At 64.9% G+C, this 18,314-nt stretch carries 16 protein-coding genes; 5 read left to right on the top strand and 11 right to left on the bottom strand.

The window, feature by feature from the left end; genetic code table 11:
• Nucleotides 1-515: 515 nt before the first annotated feature.
• The gene (locus tag JYA75_RS29020; RefSeq protein WP_231772002.1) at nt 516-950 is read left to right on the top strand and encodes a hypothetical protein; all 435 of its coding nucleotides are present in this window, start codon (nt 516-518) and stop codon (nt 948-950) included.
• Between the two features lie 19 nt (nt 951-969).
• On the opposite strand, the gene JYA75_RS27600 is transcribed toward JYA75_RS29020, so the two are convergent.
• Nucleotides 970-1,203: a hypothetical protein gene (locus tag JYA75_RS27600; RefSeq protein ID WP_146034312.1), complete on the bottom strand. Its 234-nt coding sequence runs from the start codon at nt 1,201-1,203 to the stop codon at nt 970-972.
• Between the two features lie 1,074 nt (nt 1,204-2,277).
• Between JYA75_RS27600 and JYA75_RS27595 the strand changes: the two genes are divergently transcribed.
• Both JYA75_RS27595 and JYA75_RS27590 read left to right on the top strand, forming a co-directional pair.
• A complete protein-coding gene (locus tag JYA75_RS27595; protein WP_081637032.1) occupies nt 2,278-2,580 on the top strand; it encodes an FtsW/RodA/SpoVE family cell cycle protein in 303 nt (100 codons plus the stop codon).
• A gap of 69 nt (nt 2,581-2,649) precedes the next feature.
• Nucleotides 2,650-5,673, top strand: coding sequence for a protein kinase (locus tag JYA75_RS27590; protein WP_006942917.1), 3,024 nt, complete (start codon nt 2,650-2,652; stop codon nt 5,671-5,673).
• 258 nt (nt 5,674-5,931) lie between these two features.
• Here JYA75_RS27590 and JYA75_RS27585 read toward each other — a convergent pair whose 3' ends face one another.
• The 5 genes from JYA75_RS27585 to JYA75_RS27565 all read right to left on the bottom strand — a co-directional run bounded on the left by JYA75_RS27585 (nt 5,932) and on the right by JYA75_RS27565 (nt 10,830).
• Nucleotides 5,932-6,699, bottom strand: a complete 768-nt coding sequence (locus tag JYA75_RS27585) for an SDR family oxidoreductase (protein ID WP_006942918.1) — start codon at nt 6,697-6,699, stop codon at nt 5,932-5,934.
• A gap of 57 nt (nt 6,700-6,756) precedes the next feature.
• Nucleotides 6,757-6,996: a hypothetical protein gene (locus JYA75_RS27580; RefSeq protein ID WP_044476293.1), complete on the bottom strand. Its 240-nt coding sequence runs from the start codon at nt 6,994-6,996 to the stop codon at nt 6,757-6,759.
• Nucleotides 6,997-7,404: 408 nt separating this feature from the next.
• Nucleotides 7,405-9,117, bottom strand: coding sequence for an FAD-dependent oxidoreductase (locus JYA75_RS27575; protein ID WP_065923020.1), 1,713 nt, complete (start codon nt 9,115-9,117; stop codon nt 7,405-7,407).
• Nucleotides 9,118-9,301: 184 nt separating this feature from the next.
• Nucleotides 9,302-9,502 carry a ferredoxin gene (locus JYA75_RS27570; RefSeq protein WP_006942920.1) on the bottom strand — a complete coding sequence of 67 codons (201 nt, stop codon included), beginning with the start codon at nt 9,500-9,502 and terminating at the stop codon, nt 9,302-9,304.
• A gap of 101 nt (nt 9,503-9,603) precedes the next feature.
• On the bottom strand, nt 9,604-10,830 hold the full coding sequence (locus JYA75_RS27565; protein WP_006942921.1) for a cytochrome P450: 1,227 nt from the start codon (nt 10,828-10,830) through the stop codon (nt 9,604-9,606).
• Between the two features lie 309 nt (nt 10,831-11,139).
• Between JYA75_RS27565 and JYA75_RS27560 the strand changes: the two genes are divergently transcribed.
• Together JYA75_RS27560 and JYA75_RS27555 are read left to right on the top strand one after the other, a co-directional pair.
• Complete coding sequence (locus JYA75_RS27560) at nt 11,140-11,880, top strand: SDR family NAD(P)-dependent oxidoreductase (protein WP_006942922.1); 741 nt, start codon at nt 11,140-11,142, stop codon at nt 11,878-11,880.
• A 59-nt stretch (nt 11,881-11,939) separates the two neighbouring features.
• The gene (locus tag JYA75_RS27555; RefSeq protein ID WP_006942923.1) at nt 11,940-12,335 is read left to right on the top strand and encodes an SDR family oxidoreductase; all 396 of its coding nucleotides are present in this window, start codon (nt 11,940-11,942) and stop codon (nt 12,333-12,335) included.
• A gap of 962 nt (nt 12,336-13,297) precedes the next feature.
• Here the strand turns inward: JYA75_RS27555 and JYA75_RS29015 are convergent.
• The 5 genes from JYA75_RS29015 to JYA75_RS27530 all read right to left on the bottom strand — a co-directional run bounded on the left by JYA75_RS29015 (nt 13,298) and on the right by JYA75_RS27530 (nt 18,046).
• Nucleotides 13,298-13,582, bottom strand: a complete 285-nt coding sequence (locus tag JYA75_RS29015; protein ID WP_239010507.1) for a hypothetical protein — start codon at nt 13,580-13,582, stop codon at nt 13,298-13,300.
• Between the two features lie 933 nt (nt 13,583-14,515).
• The gene (locus JYA75_RS27545; protein ID WP_006942926.1) at nt 14,516-15,352 is read right to left on the bottom strand and encodes a mycofactocin-coupled SDR family oxidoreductase; all 837 of its coding nucleotides are present in this window, start codon (nt 15,350-15,352) and stop codon (nt 14,516-14,518) included.
• An 80-nt stretch (nt 15,353-15,432) separates the two neighbouring features.
• Nucleotides 15,433-16,080, bottom strand: coding sequence for a nuclear transport factor 2 family protein (locus tag JYA75_RS27540; protein ID WP_232334115.1), 648 nt, complete (start codon nt 16,078-16,080; stop codon nt 15,433-15,435).
• Entirely contained in the window at nt 16,080-16,634 is a 555-nt protein-coding gene (locus JYA75_RS27535) for a VOC family protein (protein WP_006942929.1), read from the bottom strand. Before JYA75_RS27535 ends, JYA75_RS27540 begins: the two co-directional genes overlap by 1 nt.
• A gap of 92 nt (nt 16,635-16,726) precedes the next feature.
• Nucleotides 16,727-18,046, bottom strand: a complete 1,320-nt coding sequence (locus JYA75_RS27530) for an MFS transporter (RefSeq protein ID WP_239010506.1) — start codon at nt 18,044-18,046, stop codon at nt 16,727-16,729.
• Between the last annotated feature and the right edge of the window lie 268 nt (nt 18,047-18,314).

The raw sequence follows: 18,314 nt of genomic DNA, 5'->3' as shown, positions 1-18,314 counted from the left end.
ATATGGGCGCTGGAGACAACGGCCCGCCGCGGCCCGGAGGGACGTGGTCGTGACGAGCATCACTGTCATATGTGCTTTCGGGCCCTAAAATTCCCGGCGTGCTTCCCGAACCGAACGATCGTATTCTCACGTCCGTCCGAAAAGGCGCCGTGCGGCTCGGCATCGTGTGTGGGTCGCTCGCACTCGCAACTGGACTGGCACCTCTGGCTGACGCGGATCCGGGTACCGCGGACCCACATGCCCGCCCTGCCGGGCCCGAATTCGCTCCGATTCCGAGGATCGCGGCCTCGCCGCTCATAGACACCGCCGACGAGAGGGGCGGGGACAACTACCGCGCACCGGCTCCGGCGACCCCCTTGGTGCTGCGTGCGGCCGACGACTTCGATCGCCCGGACGGCCCGCTCGGCCCGAACTGGATCACCTGGGGTGGAGGCACACTGAAGATCGTGAACGGTCATCTCGACGGCCGGGGGACTCCGTCGACTCCGTTGAGTCTTGCGTTCTGGAGTGAGCCGATGCCGAGCGAGACGCAGGTGATGCGGTGTGTGGTCCGCTGGAACGGACGCGAGCCGGAGCACTCGTCGATCGGTCCGGTGGTGCGCGCCAATCCCGGTGTCGACACCGGTGTGCAGTTCGCGTTCACCGACAGCATCATGGCGTTGTACCACGAAGATCCTGCCAACCCGAACGGGTTCACCCCCGTGGCGGGGACTCCGCAGTACGCGTCCACGTCGAGGTTTCCCGAAGGCGCAGTGATCGAGCTGCGGGCCGAGGGAGACCTGTACACAGCCCGGGTCAACGGCAAGATCGTGCTGCAGGGGACCGTGGGGGCCGACAAGATCCCGTTCACGAATCGGTACGTCGGCACGGTGATCCAGGACGACAGCCGGGAACGCGGCGGTGGCCAGCCCCCCGCTCAGCTCGACGATTGTCGGGCGTTGACCCCGTGACGTCGCATTCCTGTCTCCTTCAGCACAGGCCACGATGCCGCAGCCAACCCCTGCGCGCCGAGTTGCCGCTGTCCAACGCCCGGACGCCGCCCGGCTGTGCGAGCGGATCCGCGGCCAGCCGGAAATCGTCACCCGGGATGAGCACATGGCCCGGACAGCTCGCTCCAACGCCCTCGAAGCCACCCGCCAGGCCGACACCACCGCGGTAGCCGAGCCACTCGAGCCGCTCACCGTCGCAGCAGCTGGAAAGCACCGTCGGGTCGCTCGCCGACCGCTGCCACTCGCAACGATCGAGGGTTGATCCGGCTCGGAGAGATCATCCAGGACACGGTCGAGCGGAAAATGCACGACCCGGCCCTCATCGGCCGCGAACTCGATAGCGTCTCAGGCACCGGTCCCGCCGAGACCGGACCGATGCACCCCATCAGGTTTCGGACGGCCTTGTCACCTGTCGATAATGCTAGCCTTCGGTTCGTCGACAGCTGACGGTCCGGCACGCTGATACCGAATGCCATATCAGCGTGTCGAGTCTGCCACCGCCACTATGCCGGTTCGGCTTCGTCGCCGAGGTCGGGCGCGTGGCATGGCAGCTCGTCTCTTCCGCTTCGGTGCCGGCATCGGTGTTGGGGCCGGTCTCGTTGCGCTGGTGTGCGGCGAGTGCTTCGCCGACGGTGCGCAAGTAGGCGGTGCCGGCAGTGCGCAGTGCGTCGTATAGTCCCGCCCGCCCGGTGTCCTGCCCGACCGGCGCTATTTCCCCAGCGGTGTGCTGTGCGGAGGCTGGCGGGTCGAGGGGCACGGTCGGCTTGCCATACGCCGTGTCGGCCTTGTTCGTGGGTCATGGCAACCTCCCTGCTCGAAGCGCCGGACTGGGCGACCTGCTTGTTCTGCCCTTCTGGCGCAGGGAATGTGGACCAGCATGAGGACCGGGGAGTGCCATCTACTCACGGGAACGTAGGTTCGACATCGGTAATGCCCCGGGGCTGGCGGCCGCGTACACCGGTCCCCGGTGCGGCTGCGGTGTGTCCCCGACATCGGATACTGGGCTGTCCAGCGCGACAGCCGGAGCACACACACGGCCGTGGGTGTGGGGCGTACCGGGGCGGCGTGGCTACTCTCCGAGATATGACCCTGTGCCCCAACATATTACGATGTTCAGGCAATTGGTGCGGTGGGAGGATTGTGCCATGATCACCCCCTGGTCGGAAAGAGCAGGGCATCAGCCGGGCGACCGCGCAGTTGTGTGGGGATTTCCCCGTATCCTCGTACACCGACGTCGAAGCCGTAGTCCAGGAGATCAGGGCGCGACTGTAGATCGTGCGCTCGATGGTTGGGGTGCAGGCCTGGACCTTCGGACCCGAAGTGGAGTTCCAGGCCGCAGGCATACAACGAATTCCCCTTTTCGATCACCGGGGAAGAATTCGGCATGCTGGTGGTGATCGGGCAGTTCGCCGCGCAATTGTGGGTGGGATTACGGGTGGCGATGGGTTCGGCTGATCCGTTCCTGTGCATGCTCGCCGCGGTGGCGACGATGTGGATCATGTTCCAGACGTTCGTCGACATCAGCTGCACGGTGACGGCGGTGTTGCCGCGCTATTCTGAAACTGTCCGCAGAGGTGGCACATGGCATTGAAGGAACGGCGAACAAGCCTGATTGTTGCGTTGAAGCGGTCGAGCCGACACGCTGGAACAGGTTGCTGCGATGGCAGGCGGTGATCCGCGGGCGACTCAGCGCGACGACGCGACGGCCATCGGTGCCGAACTCGGGGCAGCGGGTTTCGAGGACGCCGAGCAGATCGGACGCGGCGGCTTCGGCATGGTCTACCGCTGTCGGCAGCGGGCCTTGGACCGTACGGTCGCCGTCAAGATCCTCACCGTGTCATTGGACGAGGAGAACCTTGCCCGGTTTCTGCGTGAGCAGCGGGCCATGGGCCGGTTGACCGGGCATCCCAACATCGTCCATGTCCTGCAGGTCGGGACGACCGACAGTGGCCGGCCCTATCTGGTGATGCCGTACTACCCCCAGACTTCCCTCGACGCATGGATCCGCCGCCAAGGTCCGTTGTCGGTCGACGACGCCCTGCGGATGGGGGTCCGGCTTGCCGGTGCCTTGGACACGACCCATCGGCTGGGAGTCTTGCACCGCGATGTCAAACCGGCGAATGTCCTTCTCACCGAGTACGGCGAGCCGGTGCTGACCGACTTCGGGATTGCCCACATCGAAGGGGGCTTCGAAACCGAAACCGGGGCGATCATCGGGTCGCCCGCATTCACCGCGCCGGAGGTGCTCAGCGGCGAGCGTCCCAGTGTGGCCTCGGACATCTACGGCCTCGGAGCGACGTTGTTCGCAGCTCTGACCGGGCACGCTGCCTTCGAACGCCGACAGGGTGAGCAGGTGGTCGCCCAATTCCTGCGGATCACCACCCAGCCGGTCCCGGATCTACGCGAAAACGGATTTCCGGATGACATCAGCCGCGCTGTTGAACGCGCCATGGACGCCGATCCCCGCCGACGCCCGAGCACTGCAGCAGCCTTTGGGCACGAGCTGCAACAAATCCAGGTGAGTCGAGGGCAGCGAGCCGACGAGATGGCGCTGCTCGAGTACAGCGGCCGGCTCCGGCCCGGATTACCCGATGCTGTGAGACCTGTCCGCCGAGTGGGGAACCTGCCCGCCGAATCGACCACCTTCGTGGGGCGCCGGCGAGAAGTTTCCGCCGCGAAGAAGAGATTGACGGCCTCCCGCGCGCTGACGCTGACCGGGATCGGTGGGGTGGGTAAGACGCGGCTGGCGCTGCGGGTCGCGACGGAGCTGCAGCCGAGCTACCGCGACGGTGCGTGGCTGGTCGAGTTGGGAGAACTCAACGACGAGGCGCTACTCGTCGATGTCGTGGCCGAGGTACTCGACGTCCGAGATTCGCCGGGTCGATCGCTGGAGGATGCAGTAGTCGACTTCGTGGCCTCGCGACAGCTTCTGCTGGTACTCGATAACTGTGAGCAGATTGTCGACGCTGCGGCGCGGCTGGCGGACCGGTTGTTGCGACACTGTCCGGATCTACGCATTCTGGCCACCAGCCGTGAACCCCTCGGTATTCGCGGTGAGGTGGTCATGCGGGTATCGCCGCTGTCGGTGCCGCCCTTGGATCAATTGGGATCGGTCCGGGAACCGCGCCGATTCGATGCGTTGAAGCTGTTCGTCGAGCGGGCAGCAGCCGCCGTGCCGGACTTCGAGTTGACCGAGTACAACCGTGCCGCTGTGGTGGAGGTCTGTACCCGGCTCGACGGACTGCCCTTGCCCATCGAGCTGGCGGCGGCCCGCATGCGGGTGATGTCTGCCGAGCAGCTCCGGCAACGCTTGGCCGAGCGGTTCACCGTCCTGACCACGGCGGAGCGGCACGTGCCCACACGACAACGGACGCTGCGTCTGTCGATCGACTGGAGCTACGATCTGTGCACGCCCGCCGAACAGCAACTGTGGCAACAGTTGTCGATCTTCGCCGGCAGTTTCGGCCTCGAGGCGGTCGAGTACCTGAGTGGCGGCACCGCGACCTCTACCGACGTTCTCGACCGGGTCACTGCGCTGGTCGACAAGTCGATCATGATTCGAGAACAGCACGATGATCAGGTTCGCTTCCGGATGCTCGAGACGATCCGGCAGTACGGTCGCGAGAAGGCTCAACAGTGTGATGAGTACCTCGGGTGGCGCCACCGCCACCGGGAGTGGTTCGAGCAGATGGTCCTGCGGGCAGAAGCGGAATGGATCAGTCCCCGGCAGCTGGACTGGATCACCTGCTTGAACAGAGAGTTGCCGAATCTGCGTGAGGCCCTCGAGTTCGCTTCGACCGAACCGGCCGCGTCCAGATCGGATCCCGCATTACGGATGGCCACCGCGCTGTTTCCGTACTGGCTGGCACGGGGGCTGCTCAACGAAGGCCGCCACTGGCTCGGACGTATGCTCATGCATCCTCTCGCCTCCAGCAATGACAGGATCGACGCCCTCTATGCCCACAGTGTTCTCGCCGAACTGCAGGGCGATTTGGCTACCGGGGCTGAGTTGGTCGAGCAGTGCAAAGCCCTGGTCCAGGGCGCGAACGACCCGCTCCTGGATGCCCGCGCCGATCACGCCGCCGGCCTTCTCGCTTTGTACAGCGGTGATCTGGTCCAGGCCTGCACGCATTTGGAGCGTGCACTCGCGGTCTTCGATGCGGAACATCACCTTTCGCGGCACGTCTGGATTCTGGTGATGCTCGGTCTCGCATACGAATTGCGCGGCGATACCGACCGAGCGATCGAGTGCCACCGGAAGGTGCTGGCCATCACCGAAGCGCACGGTGAGTTCGTGTATCGGTCCTACTCGCAGTGGGCCTTGGGTGTTGCGCTGTTCCAGGAGGGCGATCACCATGAGGCTCGGGTGATGCTCGAGCAGGCGCTCGGTGTGATTCGGCGTGTCGGCGAACCTCTGGCTGCTGCGGTATGCCTCGAGGCGCTGGCGTGGACCGAGGACGTTGAGAACCGTGCCGAACGCGCTGCCGTACTGATGGGCGCAGCGGAGTCGTTGGGACGTGCGACCGGAAGCTCATCGCTACTCTTCCGTGCGCTTGACCGCAATCATGCGGAATGCGAGAAGTCCGCGCGGATTACTCTCGGTAACAACGAATTCGAAGCCCGACTGCGCCACGGGAGAGGACTCGGGCTCGACGATGCCGTCGACTACGCTCTGGATGGCTGATCGCCTCGTCGACGGACCATCCCTTCATCTCGTTCGTGAAGCCCCCAGGTCTGTCGAGACGCGGTGGTGGATAACCGAACACCCTGCCGAGGAGGAGGCAGGGCGCTCGGCTCCGGCCGATCGCTCAACTGAGACCACGACCACCGACAGGGGAGAGGCAACCGTGGGGATGGTGGGTAGTCCGGCATCGGCTGGATCGGTCGGACCTTTCGCCAGCGGATCGACGGAGGGGCGCATCGACCAACTCTGGACGCGCTGTCAGATGGCGTGGCAGTGGCCGCCGTCGACGTGGACGGCGGTGCCGGTGATGTAGCCCGCTCGGGGCGAGAGCAGGAAGGCGGCGGTGTCACCGAACTCGTGAGCTTCGCCGACCCGACCGAGCGGGATCCGCATCCGGTCGGCCATCGTGTGTAGGTATTCCTCGACGTCGCGGCCCGCCTCGAGTGCGGGGCGCTGGATCTGGCCGCTGCGGATGACGCCGACGAGGATTGCGTTGACCCGGATCCCGTCGGGCCCGAGTTCGGTGGCGAGCGCATTGGTCATGCTCAGCCCGGCGGCGCGCAGAGGGGCACTCGGCATGGCTTTGCGTCCGGGAGTGCGGGCGCCGGTGCTCAGGACGTTGACCACGGCCCCGCGGCTGGCTCGCAGGTGCGGAAGGGCGAGGCGGATCGTCCGGGCGGCGGCGAGGAACTTCAGTTCGTAGTCCGCGATCCATTCCTCGTCGGTGATGTCTTCGAACCGGCCGCCGGTATGCACGCCGGCGGCATTGAGCAGTCCGTCGACGCGGCCCCACCGGTCGGTGGTGGCGTCGATAAGGGTGGTGAGGTCGTCGATGCGGGTGACGTCGGCGGGGACCGCGTGCACGTCGTGACCGAGGGCGGTGACGGCGTCGTCGAGTCGACGCTTGTCGCGGCCGCAGATGGTGACGTGGGCGCCTTCGGCGAGCAGCGAGCGCGCGGTCGCCAGACCAAGGCCGTCGGAGCCGCCCGTGATCACGAACGCCTTACCGTGCACACCGAGATCCATCCGTCTGCCCTTTCTCCTCGAGTTTCGCGCCCCGAGACCCGGGGTCGACGTAAGCGGTCAAACCAACTCGGAGGCGCGTCGACTCCTCTGGGACAGCTTTGCTGCGCACGCTTCGGCCAGTTTGCGCTTTGCCGTCAGCCCCAAGCCGAGCGTCGGACGTGACTGCAGCAGGGTGTGCAGTCGTAGGTAGAAGGTGTACGGCGTGACGCCGAACTGGGGAAGAATGTATTCGTCGCCCCCGCCGAAAGGGAGCCACTTGGTTGCGAAGTCGATAAACTCTTGGTCTTCGGTGGTCATCGATCTCTCCTTTCGTTCACGTTGTGCCTCGGGGCGCAACGGACCGGACGGGAAGTACTGATCCGTAGATGGATCGGCCCAGTGTGAGAAGTTCGGGCGTTCCGGCATCCAGTGGGCTGGTCTCCAGTGTTGCAAACAATCATTTGTTTTTCAATACTGCGGATTGATTCCCCTGGGTGCACTCGGCCGACGCAGGGGCGCCCTTTCGGACAGCTGCCGCTGATCGACGGGCGGATGCACAACGCGACTGTTCGCACACACTGCAGCGCAGGACTATCGCGGCGTGTCCTGCGGTCCCGCCCTCGAATCGAAGGCCCGTGCAGTGTCTGCATTGACGTGTTCAAACCCTGCTCTTCCGCCACAGGACTGACTCCCGCCGTGACCGCACCGCCGTTGCGAGGTGGGAGATCAGCGTGTCGAGGTGTCGTGCACCTTGACCACTTCCAGCATCGCCTTCACATTGGTGATCTTGATGCGGGGACGTCCGTGTTCCCTGCCTTGCTTGCGTTCGGCAGCGTCGATGGCCTGCCATCCTCGGTAGTCGACGACCTCCGGCTGTCGTTCGGTGACGAGGGCGCTCAGTTGTTCCCTGCTGCAGTCGGAAGCGGGTCCCTCCAGTGTGCCGGCGAGGAAATCCTCGAGCAATACCTTGACGGTCTCCTGGGCGCACTTCTTGTTGGTTCCGATGACGCCGGAGGGTCCGCGCTTGATCCAGCCTGCGGTGTACACACCGGTCAGGGACTCGCCGGTCTGCGGGTCGATGACCCGCCCGTCTCGATGGGGGATCGTTCCTGTGGCGTCGTCGAAGGGGACGCCGGGAACGCCTGCGCCGCGATATCCGATGGAACGCAGCACAAGACCCGTCTCTATGGTCTCCGTCCGGTCGGTGAGGCGGGCTTTGAGAGAGCCGTCGGCGGCCCGATAGAGTTCATTGTGTGCGATTTCGATGGCTTCGACATGGCCGGCGCCGAGCACCGCGGTCGGTGAAGCGAGATAGCGCAGCACGATTCGCTTGCGCGTCGGGTCGGGGACTCGGGTGGAGTACTCGCGGGCGAGCTCGGTCTTGAGCACAGTCGAGGGCTCGGCCGCGGGGTCCTCCAGCGCAGCTCTGCTGTGCTCGTCCAAGATCAGATCCTGAGAATCGACCACCACGTCGACCCCCTCGAGCGCTCCGAGAGCCAACAGCTCCGGGGTAGTGTATGCGGCTTGAACCGGTCCGCGACGACCGAGCACCAACACCTCGCGAATACGGCTGTGTCGCAGAGCGTCCAATGCGTGATCGGCGATGTCGGTTCCAGCGAGATCGTCCGGGTCGGAGACCAGGATACGTGCCACGTCCAAGGCGACGTTGCCGTTGCCGACGACGACGGCACGTTCACCGGACAGATCGAACTGCAGGTCGGCATAGTCCGGGTGACCGTTGTACCAGGCCACGAACTCGGTCGCAGCGTGACTGCCGGGCAGGTCTTCACCCGGAACGCCGAGACGACGGTCGCGTAGCGCGCCGACCGCGTAAATGACGGCGTGGTGGTGCGACATCAGCTCCGGGTGGCTCAGGTGCTTGCCGATTTCGACGTTGAGGTGAAACTGCAGAGCCGGCTTGGCTGCGGCGTTTCGGAAGAGATCGGTGACAGCCTTGGTGCGCTGATGGTCGGGAGCCACACCCGCCCGCACGAGCCCCCAGGGGGTGGGGAGCCGGTCGAACATCTCGACCTCGACGGCCCCGTGAACGTTGGTGAGCAGATCATCGGCCGCATAGCAGGCCGCCGGGCCTGAGCCGACAATCGCAACCCGCAACGGTTGGTCCTGCTCGGGCAATGCGATCGTCGATACCGAAATGTTCGGCATGCCCTTGGACTGGAGCGGGTGCTTGTCGAAATAGTCTGCGTTGATGCTGGCGTACCGCACGTCGGTCCCGGTGAGGTCCCACTCCGGGTAGATGGCGCCGACCGGGCATGCGTCCATGCACGCCCCGCAGTCGATGCACGTCACGGGATCGATGTAGAGCATCTCCGTGTTCAGGTATTGCGGGTCCCCCGGGGTGGGGCGGATGCAGTCCACCGGGCACACCGGCACGCAGGAGGCGTCGTTGCAACACGGTTGGGTGATCACATAGGCCATGACAAGTGTCCTCGGTACAACCCTGCAGAAGGGGATGGAAGTGGCGATGGATGGCTGGTCGCCATCGATGAAAGCGTGGTCGGTGACGAGTGAGTGTGTCGGAGTAGCCGGGTCAGCGCTGGAAGGTAGAGGGGGCGGGCGCGGAGACGTTGCCTTTGCTCCGCGCCCGCCCGTGTGTCCCGTCCTAATTGTCGACGAGGGCGATCGCTCCCTCGGGGCAGTTTCGCATCCCGAGTTCGGCGGCTGCCTCCTGGCCGGGCGCCACTTCGATGGTGGAACCGCGGTCGGCGTTGTAGCCTTCGTCGTCGAGTCGGTACACATCCTTGGCGAGGATGAAGCACCGTCCATGACCTGAGCACAGTGTGCCGTCGATCTCTACCTTCATCGTGATCCTCCATCACGTCGTTCATGCGTGGTTCACTACATCCACGACCGAAGTGTCCGGTCGCGCCACTGGTCGGCGCGTCTACGCCCGGAGCATGCTGGTCAGAAGACCAGGTGCAGATCCTTCATCGTGCGCAGAATTCCGGTCTCGTAGCTCGGCTCGGTTCCCGGCTTGATACCGAAATCGGGGATCCGCTTGAGCCACTCGTCGAAGGTGGCACGCAGTTCCAGTCGTGCCAAGTTCGACCCGATGCAGCGATGCTGGCCTACGCCGAAAGCGGTGTGGAGCACCGTCTGCCGGGTGATATCGATCTTCCCGGGATTTTCCACCACACGGGGATCGCGCGATGCTGTGCTGTAACCGAGCAGAACAAAATCCCCTTCCTTCATCGGCGTGCCGGCGACCTCGGTGTCTCGGGTGCAGGTGCGCCCGAGGGCAACCACCGGTGGGAAGACCCGGACGAATTCCTCCACCGCCCGTTCGATCATGTCGGGATTGTCGACAAGGGCTTCACGATCCCCCTGATGCGTGGCCAGGTGATGGATGGCACCCGCCATGACGTAGGTGGTGGTGGCGATGCCACCGAAGGTCAGGTCGACGAGAATGCTGACCCGGTCCTCCCACGGTGCAGGCTGACCGTCCTCGTACTCCACGCCGGCGGCGATGACGTCGACCAGGTCACCGCGCGGGGGCTGGTTCTTGCGGATCTCCAGGTATTGGCCGAGGTACTCGAAGACCTTCGCCATGTGTCCGGGCCGTTCCTCCGGCGGAGCGAAGGTGCCGTTCTCCACGCCGGTGACGAGCATGTCGAGGTCGTCGATCGGCACGCCGAGCACGTTCTTGAAGAAGGCCCATCCCGGTAGCTTCGATCCGAATTCGCTGACGAATTCGCATTCGCCCTTGTCGATGAATCGGTCGATGAGGGTGTTCACGTCGGCGCGGATCTGATCCTCGTACCGGGCGACGGTGGTCGGGCTCAGGTACGGGTTCAGGACCTTCCGCCATGCCGTGTGCTTGGGCGGGTCCGATTCCTCGGGCATGAGGTACGGCAGCCCCTCGGGGCGGTTCGGCATGTATCCCTTGGCGCTGCTGAAGGTACGCCAGTCCTGGCCGACCTTCCGCACGTCTTCTTGACGGGTGACCATCCAGTACCCGTTGCCGACGTTGCTGCGCACAACCGGGCACTTCGCGACCATCTCGTCGAGGATGTCGAAGAAGTGCTCGTTGAACTTCGGGTCGTCGATATCGAAGTCGTTGAACATGTCTCGTCCGAAGCGTCCCTTGAGGGACTCGACGTCCGGGGTGGTGCGCGTCTGCTCTTGAGTCATGCCTCGTTGCCTCTCTGGGTGGACTTGGCCCGACGGTCCGGGTCAAAAAACAAGTGTCTGTTTTTTCCAAGGCTAGATGCCGATCGGTGTGACGTCAACCACCCTTCGGTCAGGGTTGTGAGTGCCGGCACTCTCGGCTGCTTCTGGCGGCGCCACCATCCCTCCTCGGCCTGACGGGGTAAAGGCGGCTTCATCGTCGTCTACCCGGCTTGTGCCGAAACCTATTGACGCTGTTTGCCCCCCGCGTTACCGTCTCTGGAAACGAATGATTGTTTTCCACGGTCGTTCACCCGATGCGAGGAGGAAGAAATGTCCGGAAGGCTGGCAGGTAAGGTCGCCGTCATCAGCGGAGCGGGATCGGGAATCGGAGAGGCGACAGCGGAGGTCTTCCATCGGGAAGGTGCCAAGGTCGTGGTGGCCGATATCTCCGGAAAGCAGGAAGAGGTGGCCAAGCGCCTCGGCGAGGGCTGTATTCCGGTCCACGTCGACGTCTCCAAGTCGGCCGACGTCGAGGCGATGATCCAGGCAGCCATCACCCACTTCGGCCGTCTCGATGTGCTGTACAACAATGCAGGCATCGACGGCGACCAAGCGGCCACCGGTGAATACACCGAGGAGGCGTGGGACCAGGTGCTGAATGTGAACCTCAAAGGTGTATTCCTCGGCATGCGGCACGGCATCCCGGCAATGATCAAGAACGGTGGGGGCTCCATCATCAGTACGGCCTCGATGGCCGCCAACGTCGCCTTCGCGAACATGCCCGCCTACTGCGCGAGCAAGGCAGGCGTCGTTATGCTGACCAAGACTGCTGCCGTGGAGTACGCCAAGGACAACATTCGCGTCAACGCCATCCTGCCCGGCGTGATCGGCACCGGAATGACACCCCACCTTCCGGCCGATCTCATCCAAGGCATCAAGGACGCCACCCCGTTGAATCGCATCGCCAGTCCCTCCGAAGTGGCGAACCTTGCTCTGTTCCTCGCCTCCGACGAGTCCTCGTTCATCACCGGCGACGACATTCTCGTGGACGGCGGCTACACCCTGGTCTGAACGCGTCAGCGTCGTGACAGGGCGGCCGGGACAAGCCGTGACCCGGCCCATTGAAGGGAATGGGGCTCGGCATGCAGGCTGTGCTGCCGTCGATGATCGGTTCCGGTGGCGGGAAGATTGTCAATGTCTCCTCGGTCGCCGCGCTGATCGGCATGCAGAACACGGCCGCGTACGCCGCTGCGAAGGGAGGCATCCTCGGCCTCTCCCGCCAAGCTGCCATCCAGGACGCCTCCGAGAAAATCCGGGTCAACGTCCTCGCGCCCGGCACTATCGAGACTCCCATCCTGGGCGATATCCCGAAGGAGCTGTACGACGTGATGATCGCCGGTACCCCGGCCGGCCGACTGGGCAATCCCGACGACGTCGCATCCATGGCTTTACACCTGCACGGCTCCGGTGGTGACCTCGTCACCGGACAAACCTTCGTGGTCGACGGAGGTGGGACCGCCCACTGAGCCTGTAAATCGGCAAATGCGACGCGGTGCGCCGTGTCGGATAACGAAGTGCTACAGCGTTATCCGACACGGCGCATGGTGTCCGCGACATTCCCACCCAGGAGAACGCGACGACACACTGCGTGCAGGACCCGTCCAGAGCCAAGTTATCGAGTACGAAGTGAACGCGATGTGTACGCCCATGGTAACGAGGCCGAAGACATCACCACTGACGTCGGCAACCTGAACCACACCGGAGACCGCTGCCCCCGCGTCACATGCAGTGAGAACCAGGACCAACGAGATCCATGACTAACCGGGCGCCAAGACCAAGATCAGTCCGATGGTGAATCCTCTGCTTTCCTACGCCCGCGTGGAGTTCCGGCGCTTCCTCCAACTCAGTCGTCAGGACGGGTGAGGCAGACCCACGCGCAGGGTCTGCCTCACGTGCTCCGGCCCAAGGGGCGGAACCTGAGGGACGGTCACGGTCGCCACGGCGTGGCGATGCGTGTCGACAGCGTGGGCACTTGTGGCTGCGAACGCTATTGCAGGCCGTCGAACGCACGTCGGGCACGATTCCACAAGAATCGGTCCGGCGGGGGTACCCCCGGGCATGCGTCAGCGCGGGTACCGGGGCTTGGCAACGCACATCCCCATCCGAAAAAGCGTGCGACGAGAGGGCCGATCGGGACGGCCACGCCTGAATCAGCATCCCACCCGTGCCGTGCGGAACGGTGGAAGTCGGCGTTCCTGCCCGAGGACCGAGAGTGCAGCGACGAGGCTGGCAGCCCCCATCGCCAACCAGGCAAACGAGTACGAAGCGGTCGTGACGAGAACCCCCATTATCGAGAGTCCTACGACACCACCGCCGAAGTATGCACCTTGGACCACACCGGAGGCCGGTGCCACCGCATCGCAATACCGGCTCGTGACCCCGTGTACGAGCAGCGGGATCCACGACCAGCCGGGCACCAAGACCAAAATCAGTCGGGCGACAAATGCTCCGGGAATCCCTGACGCCAACAGAACGAAACCCCACCGCCGCCGGCCACCACCATCATCCAGGCCACGGGGAACGGGTCCGATCCCCGCCGGTCGACTATCAGAGCACACGTCAGACGGAACAGGATCGATCCACAGGCACAGGCGGCAACGACGAACGAGACGGACGCGATGTCCAGGCCGGCAGTGGGAGCGGCGATCACCACGAAGGCCGTGGCGCCGCCCAATGCCACGTTGCCGGCCAGGACCCCGGTCATCATCACCACCAGAGGGACGCAACGACACCTTCTCCAGAGCAGCGGCCGGGACGGAACGCGTCCGTTGCGATTGTGCCCCGCGTAGCCACAGCACGATCAGCGCGGCGACCAGACCCCCGATGCCGAGGGCGGACCGCCATCCGATCAGTCTCTCCAGCACCGGCGCGGTTGCTCCGGCCACCATCAGCGCCGTCACGGGACTGGCACTTGCCGCCGCGAACGCAAGCGCGCGTCGTTGGACGCGCACACCCGACATGATCACCACGTTCACTGCGGGTGTGGCCAAGGCCGGAGCGAGTCCGACCACCGCGAGTGCGAGTACCAAACCCGCACCGGAGTGCGCGGCCCAGGTGAAGACAAGACCCAGGGCGAACGCACCGAGGCCGGCGGCGCGCAGTGCTCTCACGGCGCCCATCGGTCTGCGAGTACGGCCCTCGGAAACGCGGCAACGGACGCCACCAGCCGATAGCCGGAGAACGCGAACCCGAGGACAGCTTCGTCGAGGTGCAGATCGGATGTTCTCGCCCATCGCGCTGACCAGAAGCTGGGCAGAATGCGCATGGTGTTCAGGGAGATCGCGTCCACTATGTGTCTGCTACGAATGCTCGCCGGCGACTCTACCGATACCGGAGTGTCGTCCGTGCTGCCCTCGATCAGGATTTCTTCTCGCGCCTGTGCGGGGCTTCCGCCCTCTTCGTCCAACTCGTCGTCCTTTTCACGACGGTGAGGCAGACCCGCATACAGGGTCTGCCTCACCCGGTCCCGCCGGCGGAGCTGGGGCATCCGAGCCCCGTCGGCGTGACGCTCCGCGCTGACGGGCTCGATCTCGGCGCAGTGACTCATCGCCCGTGGTGGAGGCGGGCGTGGCTGTCTCGCCGTCGCTCGCGGACACAACTCGAGATCACGAGGACCGCGGGTTGCCCGCACGCAGGGTCTGCCGCCTCAGTTGTACTTTCCGAGATAGCCCGCATCGACGGGGATAGTGGCGCCGGTGACGTACTTCGCATCGTCCGACGCCAACCATGCGACCGCACCCGAGATCGCCTCCGGCTCCATCCACGGCACCGGCAGCAGGTTCATGGCGGTGAAGGTGTCACCGAAGTCGTCGAACGTGGGATTCTCCACTCCCGGTGCGAAAGCGGACCAGATCGCGTCGTTCTGGATCATCTTCGTGTCGACGGAGCTGGGGTGGATGGTGTTGACGCGAATGAACTGGGGTGCAAACTCGTTCGCCAAGGTCCGCATGAGTCCGACGACGGCGTGCTTGCCCATGTTGTAGTGCACCTGGTTGGGGAAGCCCCGCATCCCGGCGGTCGAACTGATGATGATCACCGAGCCGCCGCGGCCGCCGTCGACGATGTGGGGAAGGGCGGCACGACACGTGTTGTAGGGTCCGTGCATCTGTACATCGATCATCTCGTGGTACGTCTGTTCGGGCATGTCGAGGAAGGGAGCGCTGGACCAGATCCCGGCGTTGGCCACGACGATGTCCAGGCGGCCGAACTCCGCGACCCCGGCATCGACGGCGGCGCGCAGAGAGTCGAGGTCCCGCACGTCTGCCGTTCGCGCCACGATCCGTCCACCGGCTTTGTCGACGAGCCGGGCGGTTTCGGCGAGGTCGTCCTGGGTCGCCAGGTCGTACGGGACGCTCGCCATGTTCGCGCAGAGATCGACGGCGATGATGTTCGCGCCCTCCTCGGCCAGGCGCACGGCGTGTGCGCGTCCCTGCCCGCGGCCGGCTCCGGTGATGAAGGCGACCTTGTCCTGCAGTCTGTTCATGTGGATCTCTCCTGGGACGATTGCTCGATGGGTGGTGTTGTTGTGAGACTGATCTGGGTGGTGACGGCGTCGTCGGCGGCTCAGCCGCCGAGGCGTGAGGGATCGATGGTCAGCGGACGCTGATAGGAGATGTCCGAACGGTCTCGGCGAGGCTGGGGACCCGTCCGCATGAGGGTCTTTGTCCGTTCCGGAAGGTTTTTCACCACTGTCATCGCGACCTGGTCGAGTTGGTCGGGGATCGAGTCGAGCGGTGCCCAGTCCCGGATGCAGGCGCGCGCGGCGATCGCCCAGTGGCCGTCGCGTTTTTCGAATCGGTCGAGGTAGCGGCCACCGCTCATGGTCAGGGGTGTTCCTTCACGGTTGAGCCCGACGAACATGTAGTACGTCTCGGTGTGGGCGACATCGCCGTCGAGCTCGCAGGTGATGTTGAAGATGGCATGTTGGTGGGACAGGTGGGTCCGGGTGTGCATGTCGATCGCCCAGTCGGCGAACTCCTCCGGGCTTCCGACGAAGACGCCGTGGTCGTCGATGGCGTCGGGATGGTAAACCGACAGCAGCAATTCGCGATCGAGCCGGTCCACCGCCCGTGAATAGGTCATCAGGCAGTCGCGGATGCTCTGCCTGTCCTGCAGCTCTCGAACCGAGGCGGCCAGCTCGGTCAGGGACGGGGTTTTCTCGATCTCGGGATTGGCGGTCATCACTGCTCCTTGTCGTCCAGCGGGGCGCATCAGGCGATCGGGTGGTCCTCGCGTACACAGGCGATGTAGTCCCGCCACACGATGCGGCCGGCGAGGACGTCCTCGCAGGTGTAATCCTGGGTAGGGGTGTCCCACCGCAGATCGGTACTGACGAACTGGAGCAGCGCTCCGAACGTGACTCGAGGCGAGAGGAACGTTTCGCTCCAGGCCGATAGGCGGGTGTCGGTGTCGATGGGTTCGCACCCGTCGGTGCGCAGGGCCTCGACCGTGCGCGGGATGTCGTCGACCAGGAACGTCATGTGGTGAAAACCCGGGCCGCGGCGGCGCATCGCTTCGGAGATGAGCGAATCGCTGCGCAGCGGCTGCATCAGTTCCAGTTTGAACCCGGGCAGCATCCAGTGCGTCAGCCGGATCCCGGTCTCGTCGTTGTCCCCGCCGCACAGGAACGTCCCGCCGATCACGTCACGGAAAAACGTTGCGGCTTCGGCCATCGACGAGACCGCGAAGGCGACGTGGTCCACCTTGGTGATCCGCTCGGCGGTCCGGCCGCCACAGACCGTGGGATCGTCACCTGTCGAGGACATCGTGGTTCCTTCCGTCGAGTTGTGGGGATCGAGTGCTGTGCCGGTTATTCCGGGGCGGGCTCTGCGGATCGTCTAGCCCGAGGACGTGTCGCCTACCGGACGGCCGTACGCGATTCCGTGTCCAGAGTCTGCGCCGCCTCGTGTAGCGCGGCTGCGTCCGCGAGTTCGGCGGTGAACTGGGTACGGGTGATCGACCACAGACGCAGAGCGGCCAGGGCCGAGATCGCGAGCGGGATCGAGGCCGCCAGGAAGATGTACTTGGGGGCAACGGATTCGGAGGCGTAGCCGGCCAGGATCGGGGTGATGATCGCGCCGATACGGCTGATACCGACCATCAGGCCGTAACCCCGAGCGCGGGCGAGCGCCGGGTACATCGGTGGTGCCATGGCGGTGTAGGAGGACACGGACACGAACACGGCCAGTCCGAGTGCGGTGGCCATGACGAGGGCGAGGGGTCCGCCCATGGTGAGGGTGAAGAGCACCAGGCTGACCACGGCCAGGCTCAGTGCCATCCAGGCGATTCGGGTGGCGAGGAATCTCAGGCCGATGAGCCCGAAGACGATCGATCCGGCGAGGCTGCCGATGCTGATGATCGTGCCGGCGATGGCGCCGTCCTGAGTGCTGCCGCTGGCGTCGGCGATCAGCTGCGGCGTCCAGGTGCCGACGAAGTAGTACGCCGCGGTGAGGAAGGCGTAGCCGATCCACAGCAGTACGGTGCGCTCGCGCAGTTCGGCGCTGAGCACCCGAGGCTTGCCGGGGGCGGGGGGAGCGACGGTGGTCGACGACTGCGGTTGCTGCTCGGTGGGGGTGTAATCCAGGCCCAGTTTCGTCGCGATGCGAGCGACCTTGTCCTGTGCCCCCGGCTTGTCGGTGGTCAGCAGGAAGGTCAAGGTCTCGGGCAGCAGAGCGGCGACCAGGACGAGTCCGAGGAAGCTGACGGCGGCCCCCACCCAGAACATCGCCTGCCATGCCCCGCCGAAGATCGACATGAGGGACACGCCGGTAAGGCCGGCGAGGGTGCTGCCCAAGGGAAATCCGACGGTGACGATGCCGATGGCGAAATTGCGGCGCGCGGCCGAGGAGTACTCCTGGGCCACCACGATCATGGTGGCGCTGATGACGCCGACACCGATGCCGGTGAGGAAGCGGCCGCCGAGCATGACCGCAGAGTTCGGTGCCAGGGCGGTCGTGACCATCGAGACGATGTTCAGGGTCAGGCCCGCCAGGATCAGAAGGCGCCGGCCGTAGCGATCTGCCAGAGGAGCGACGAAGATCGCCCCCGCCGCCATGCCGAGGAGTCCGGCACTGATCAGGTATCCCTTTTCGCTGGGGGCGGCGAAGTCTGCCGGTAGATGAGGCAGCACGAAGCCCATGGCGAAGAAATCGAAGCCGTCGAGCATGTTGCAAAACATGCACAAGACAACGATGAGCCACTGATAAGGCCTCATCTTCGTTGAATTGATCTTGCTGATGACATCCATACCTTCTGCTCCCTCGTGGAACGGTGACGGGATGATGGCGTCTACCCAGCGCGCCGTGCCCGCCGGCTCGGCGGGCACTGGGTCGGTAGCTGCGGGCCGACGGAACCGATGGGACACTGACCTCGATCGAGGTGCGCCCTGACGTTCCGTGCCCGGACGGATTCGTCCTGGACGACGGTGCTTCCACCGTGGCGGGCAT

The organism is Rhodococcus sp. PSBB066 (assembly GCF_017068255.1).
Lineage (GTDB): Bacteria > Actinomycetota > Actinomycetes > Mycobacteriales > Mycobacteriaceae > Rhodococcus > Rhodococcus aetherivorans.
The sequence above is the reverse complement of the archived record's forward strand: the minus strand, read 5'-3'. Positions and strand labels throughout refer to the sequence as shown.

Excerpts from the sequence above, each read along its gene's own strand:
- JYA75_RS27560 (WP_006942922.1), top strand. The coding sequence starts at position 11,140 with ATGTCCGGAAGGCTGGCAGGTAAGGTCGCCGTCATCAGCGGAGCGGGA.
- JYA75_RS27585 (WP_006942918.1), bottom strand. The coding sequence starts at position 6,699 with ATGGATCTCGGTGTGCACGGTAAGGCGTTCGTGATCACGGGCGGCTCC.
- JYA75_RS27535 (WP_006942929.1), bottom strand. The coding sequence starts at position 16,634 with ATGTCCTCGACAGGTGACGATCCCACGGTCTGTGGCGGCCGGACCGCC.
- JYA75_RS27530 (WP_239010506.1), bottom strand. The coding sequence starts at position 18,046 with ATGTTTTGCAACATGCTCGACGGCTTCGATTTCTTCGCCATGGGCTTC.
- JYA75_RS27540 (WP_232334115.1), bottom strand. The coding sequence starts at position 16,080 with ATGCGCCCCGCTGGACGACAAGGAGCAGTGATGACCGCCAATCCCGAG.
- JYA75_RS27575 (WP_065923020.1), bottom strand. The coding sequence starts at position 9,117 with ATGGCCTATGTGATCACCCAACCGTGTTGCAACGACGCCTCCTGCGTG.
- JYA75_RS27545 (WP_006942926.1), bottom strand. The coding sequence starts at position 15,352 with ATGAACAGACTGCAGGACAAGGTCGCCTTCATCACCGGAGCCGGCCGC.
- JYA75_RS29020 (WP_231772002.1), top strand. The coding sequence starts at position 516 with ATGCCGAGCGAGACGCAGGTGATGCGGTGTGTGGTCCGCTGGAACGGA.
- JYA75_RS27555 (WP_006942923.1), top strand. The coding sequence starts at position 11,940 with ATGGGGCTCGGCATGCAGGCTGTGCTGCCGTCGATGATCGGTTCCGGT.
- JYA75_RS27590 (WP_006942917.1), top strand. The coding sequence starts at position 2,650 with ATGGCAGGCGGTGATCCGCGGGCGACTCAGCGCGACGACGCGACGGCC.
- JYA75_RS27570 (WP_006942920.1), bottom strand. The coding sequence starts at position 9,502 with ATGAAGGTAGAGATCGACGGCACACTGTGCTCAGGTCATGGACGGTGC.
- JYA75_RS27565 (WP_006942921.1), bottom strand. The coding sequence starts at position 10,830 with ATGACTCAAGAGCAGACGCGCACCACCCCGGACGTCGAGTCCCTCAAG.
- JYA75_RS27580 (WP_044476293.1), bottom strand. The coding sequence starts at position 6,996 with ATGACCACCGAAGACCAAGAGTTTATCGACTTCGCAACCAAGTGGCTC.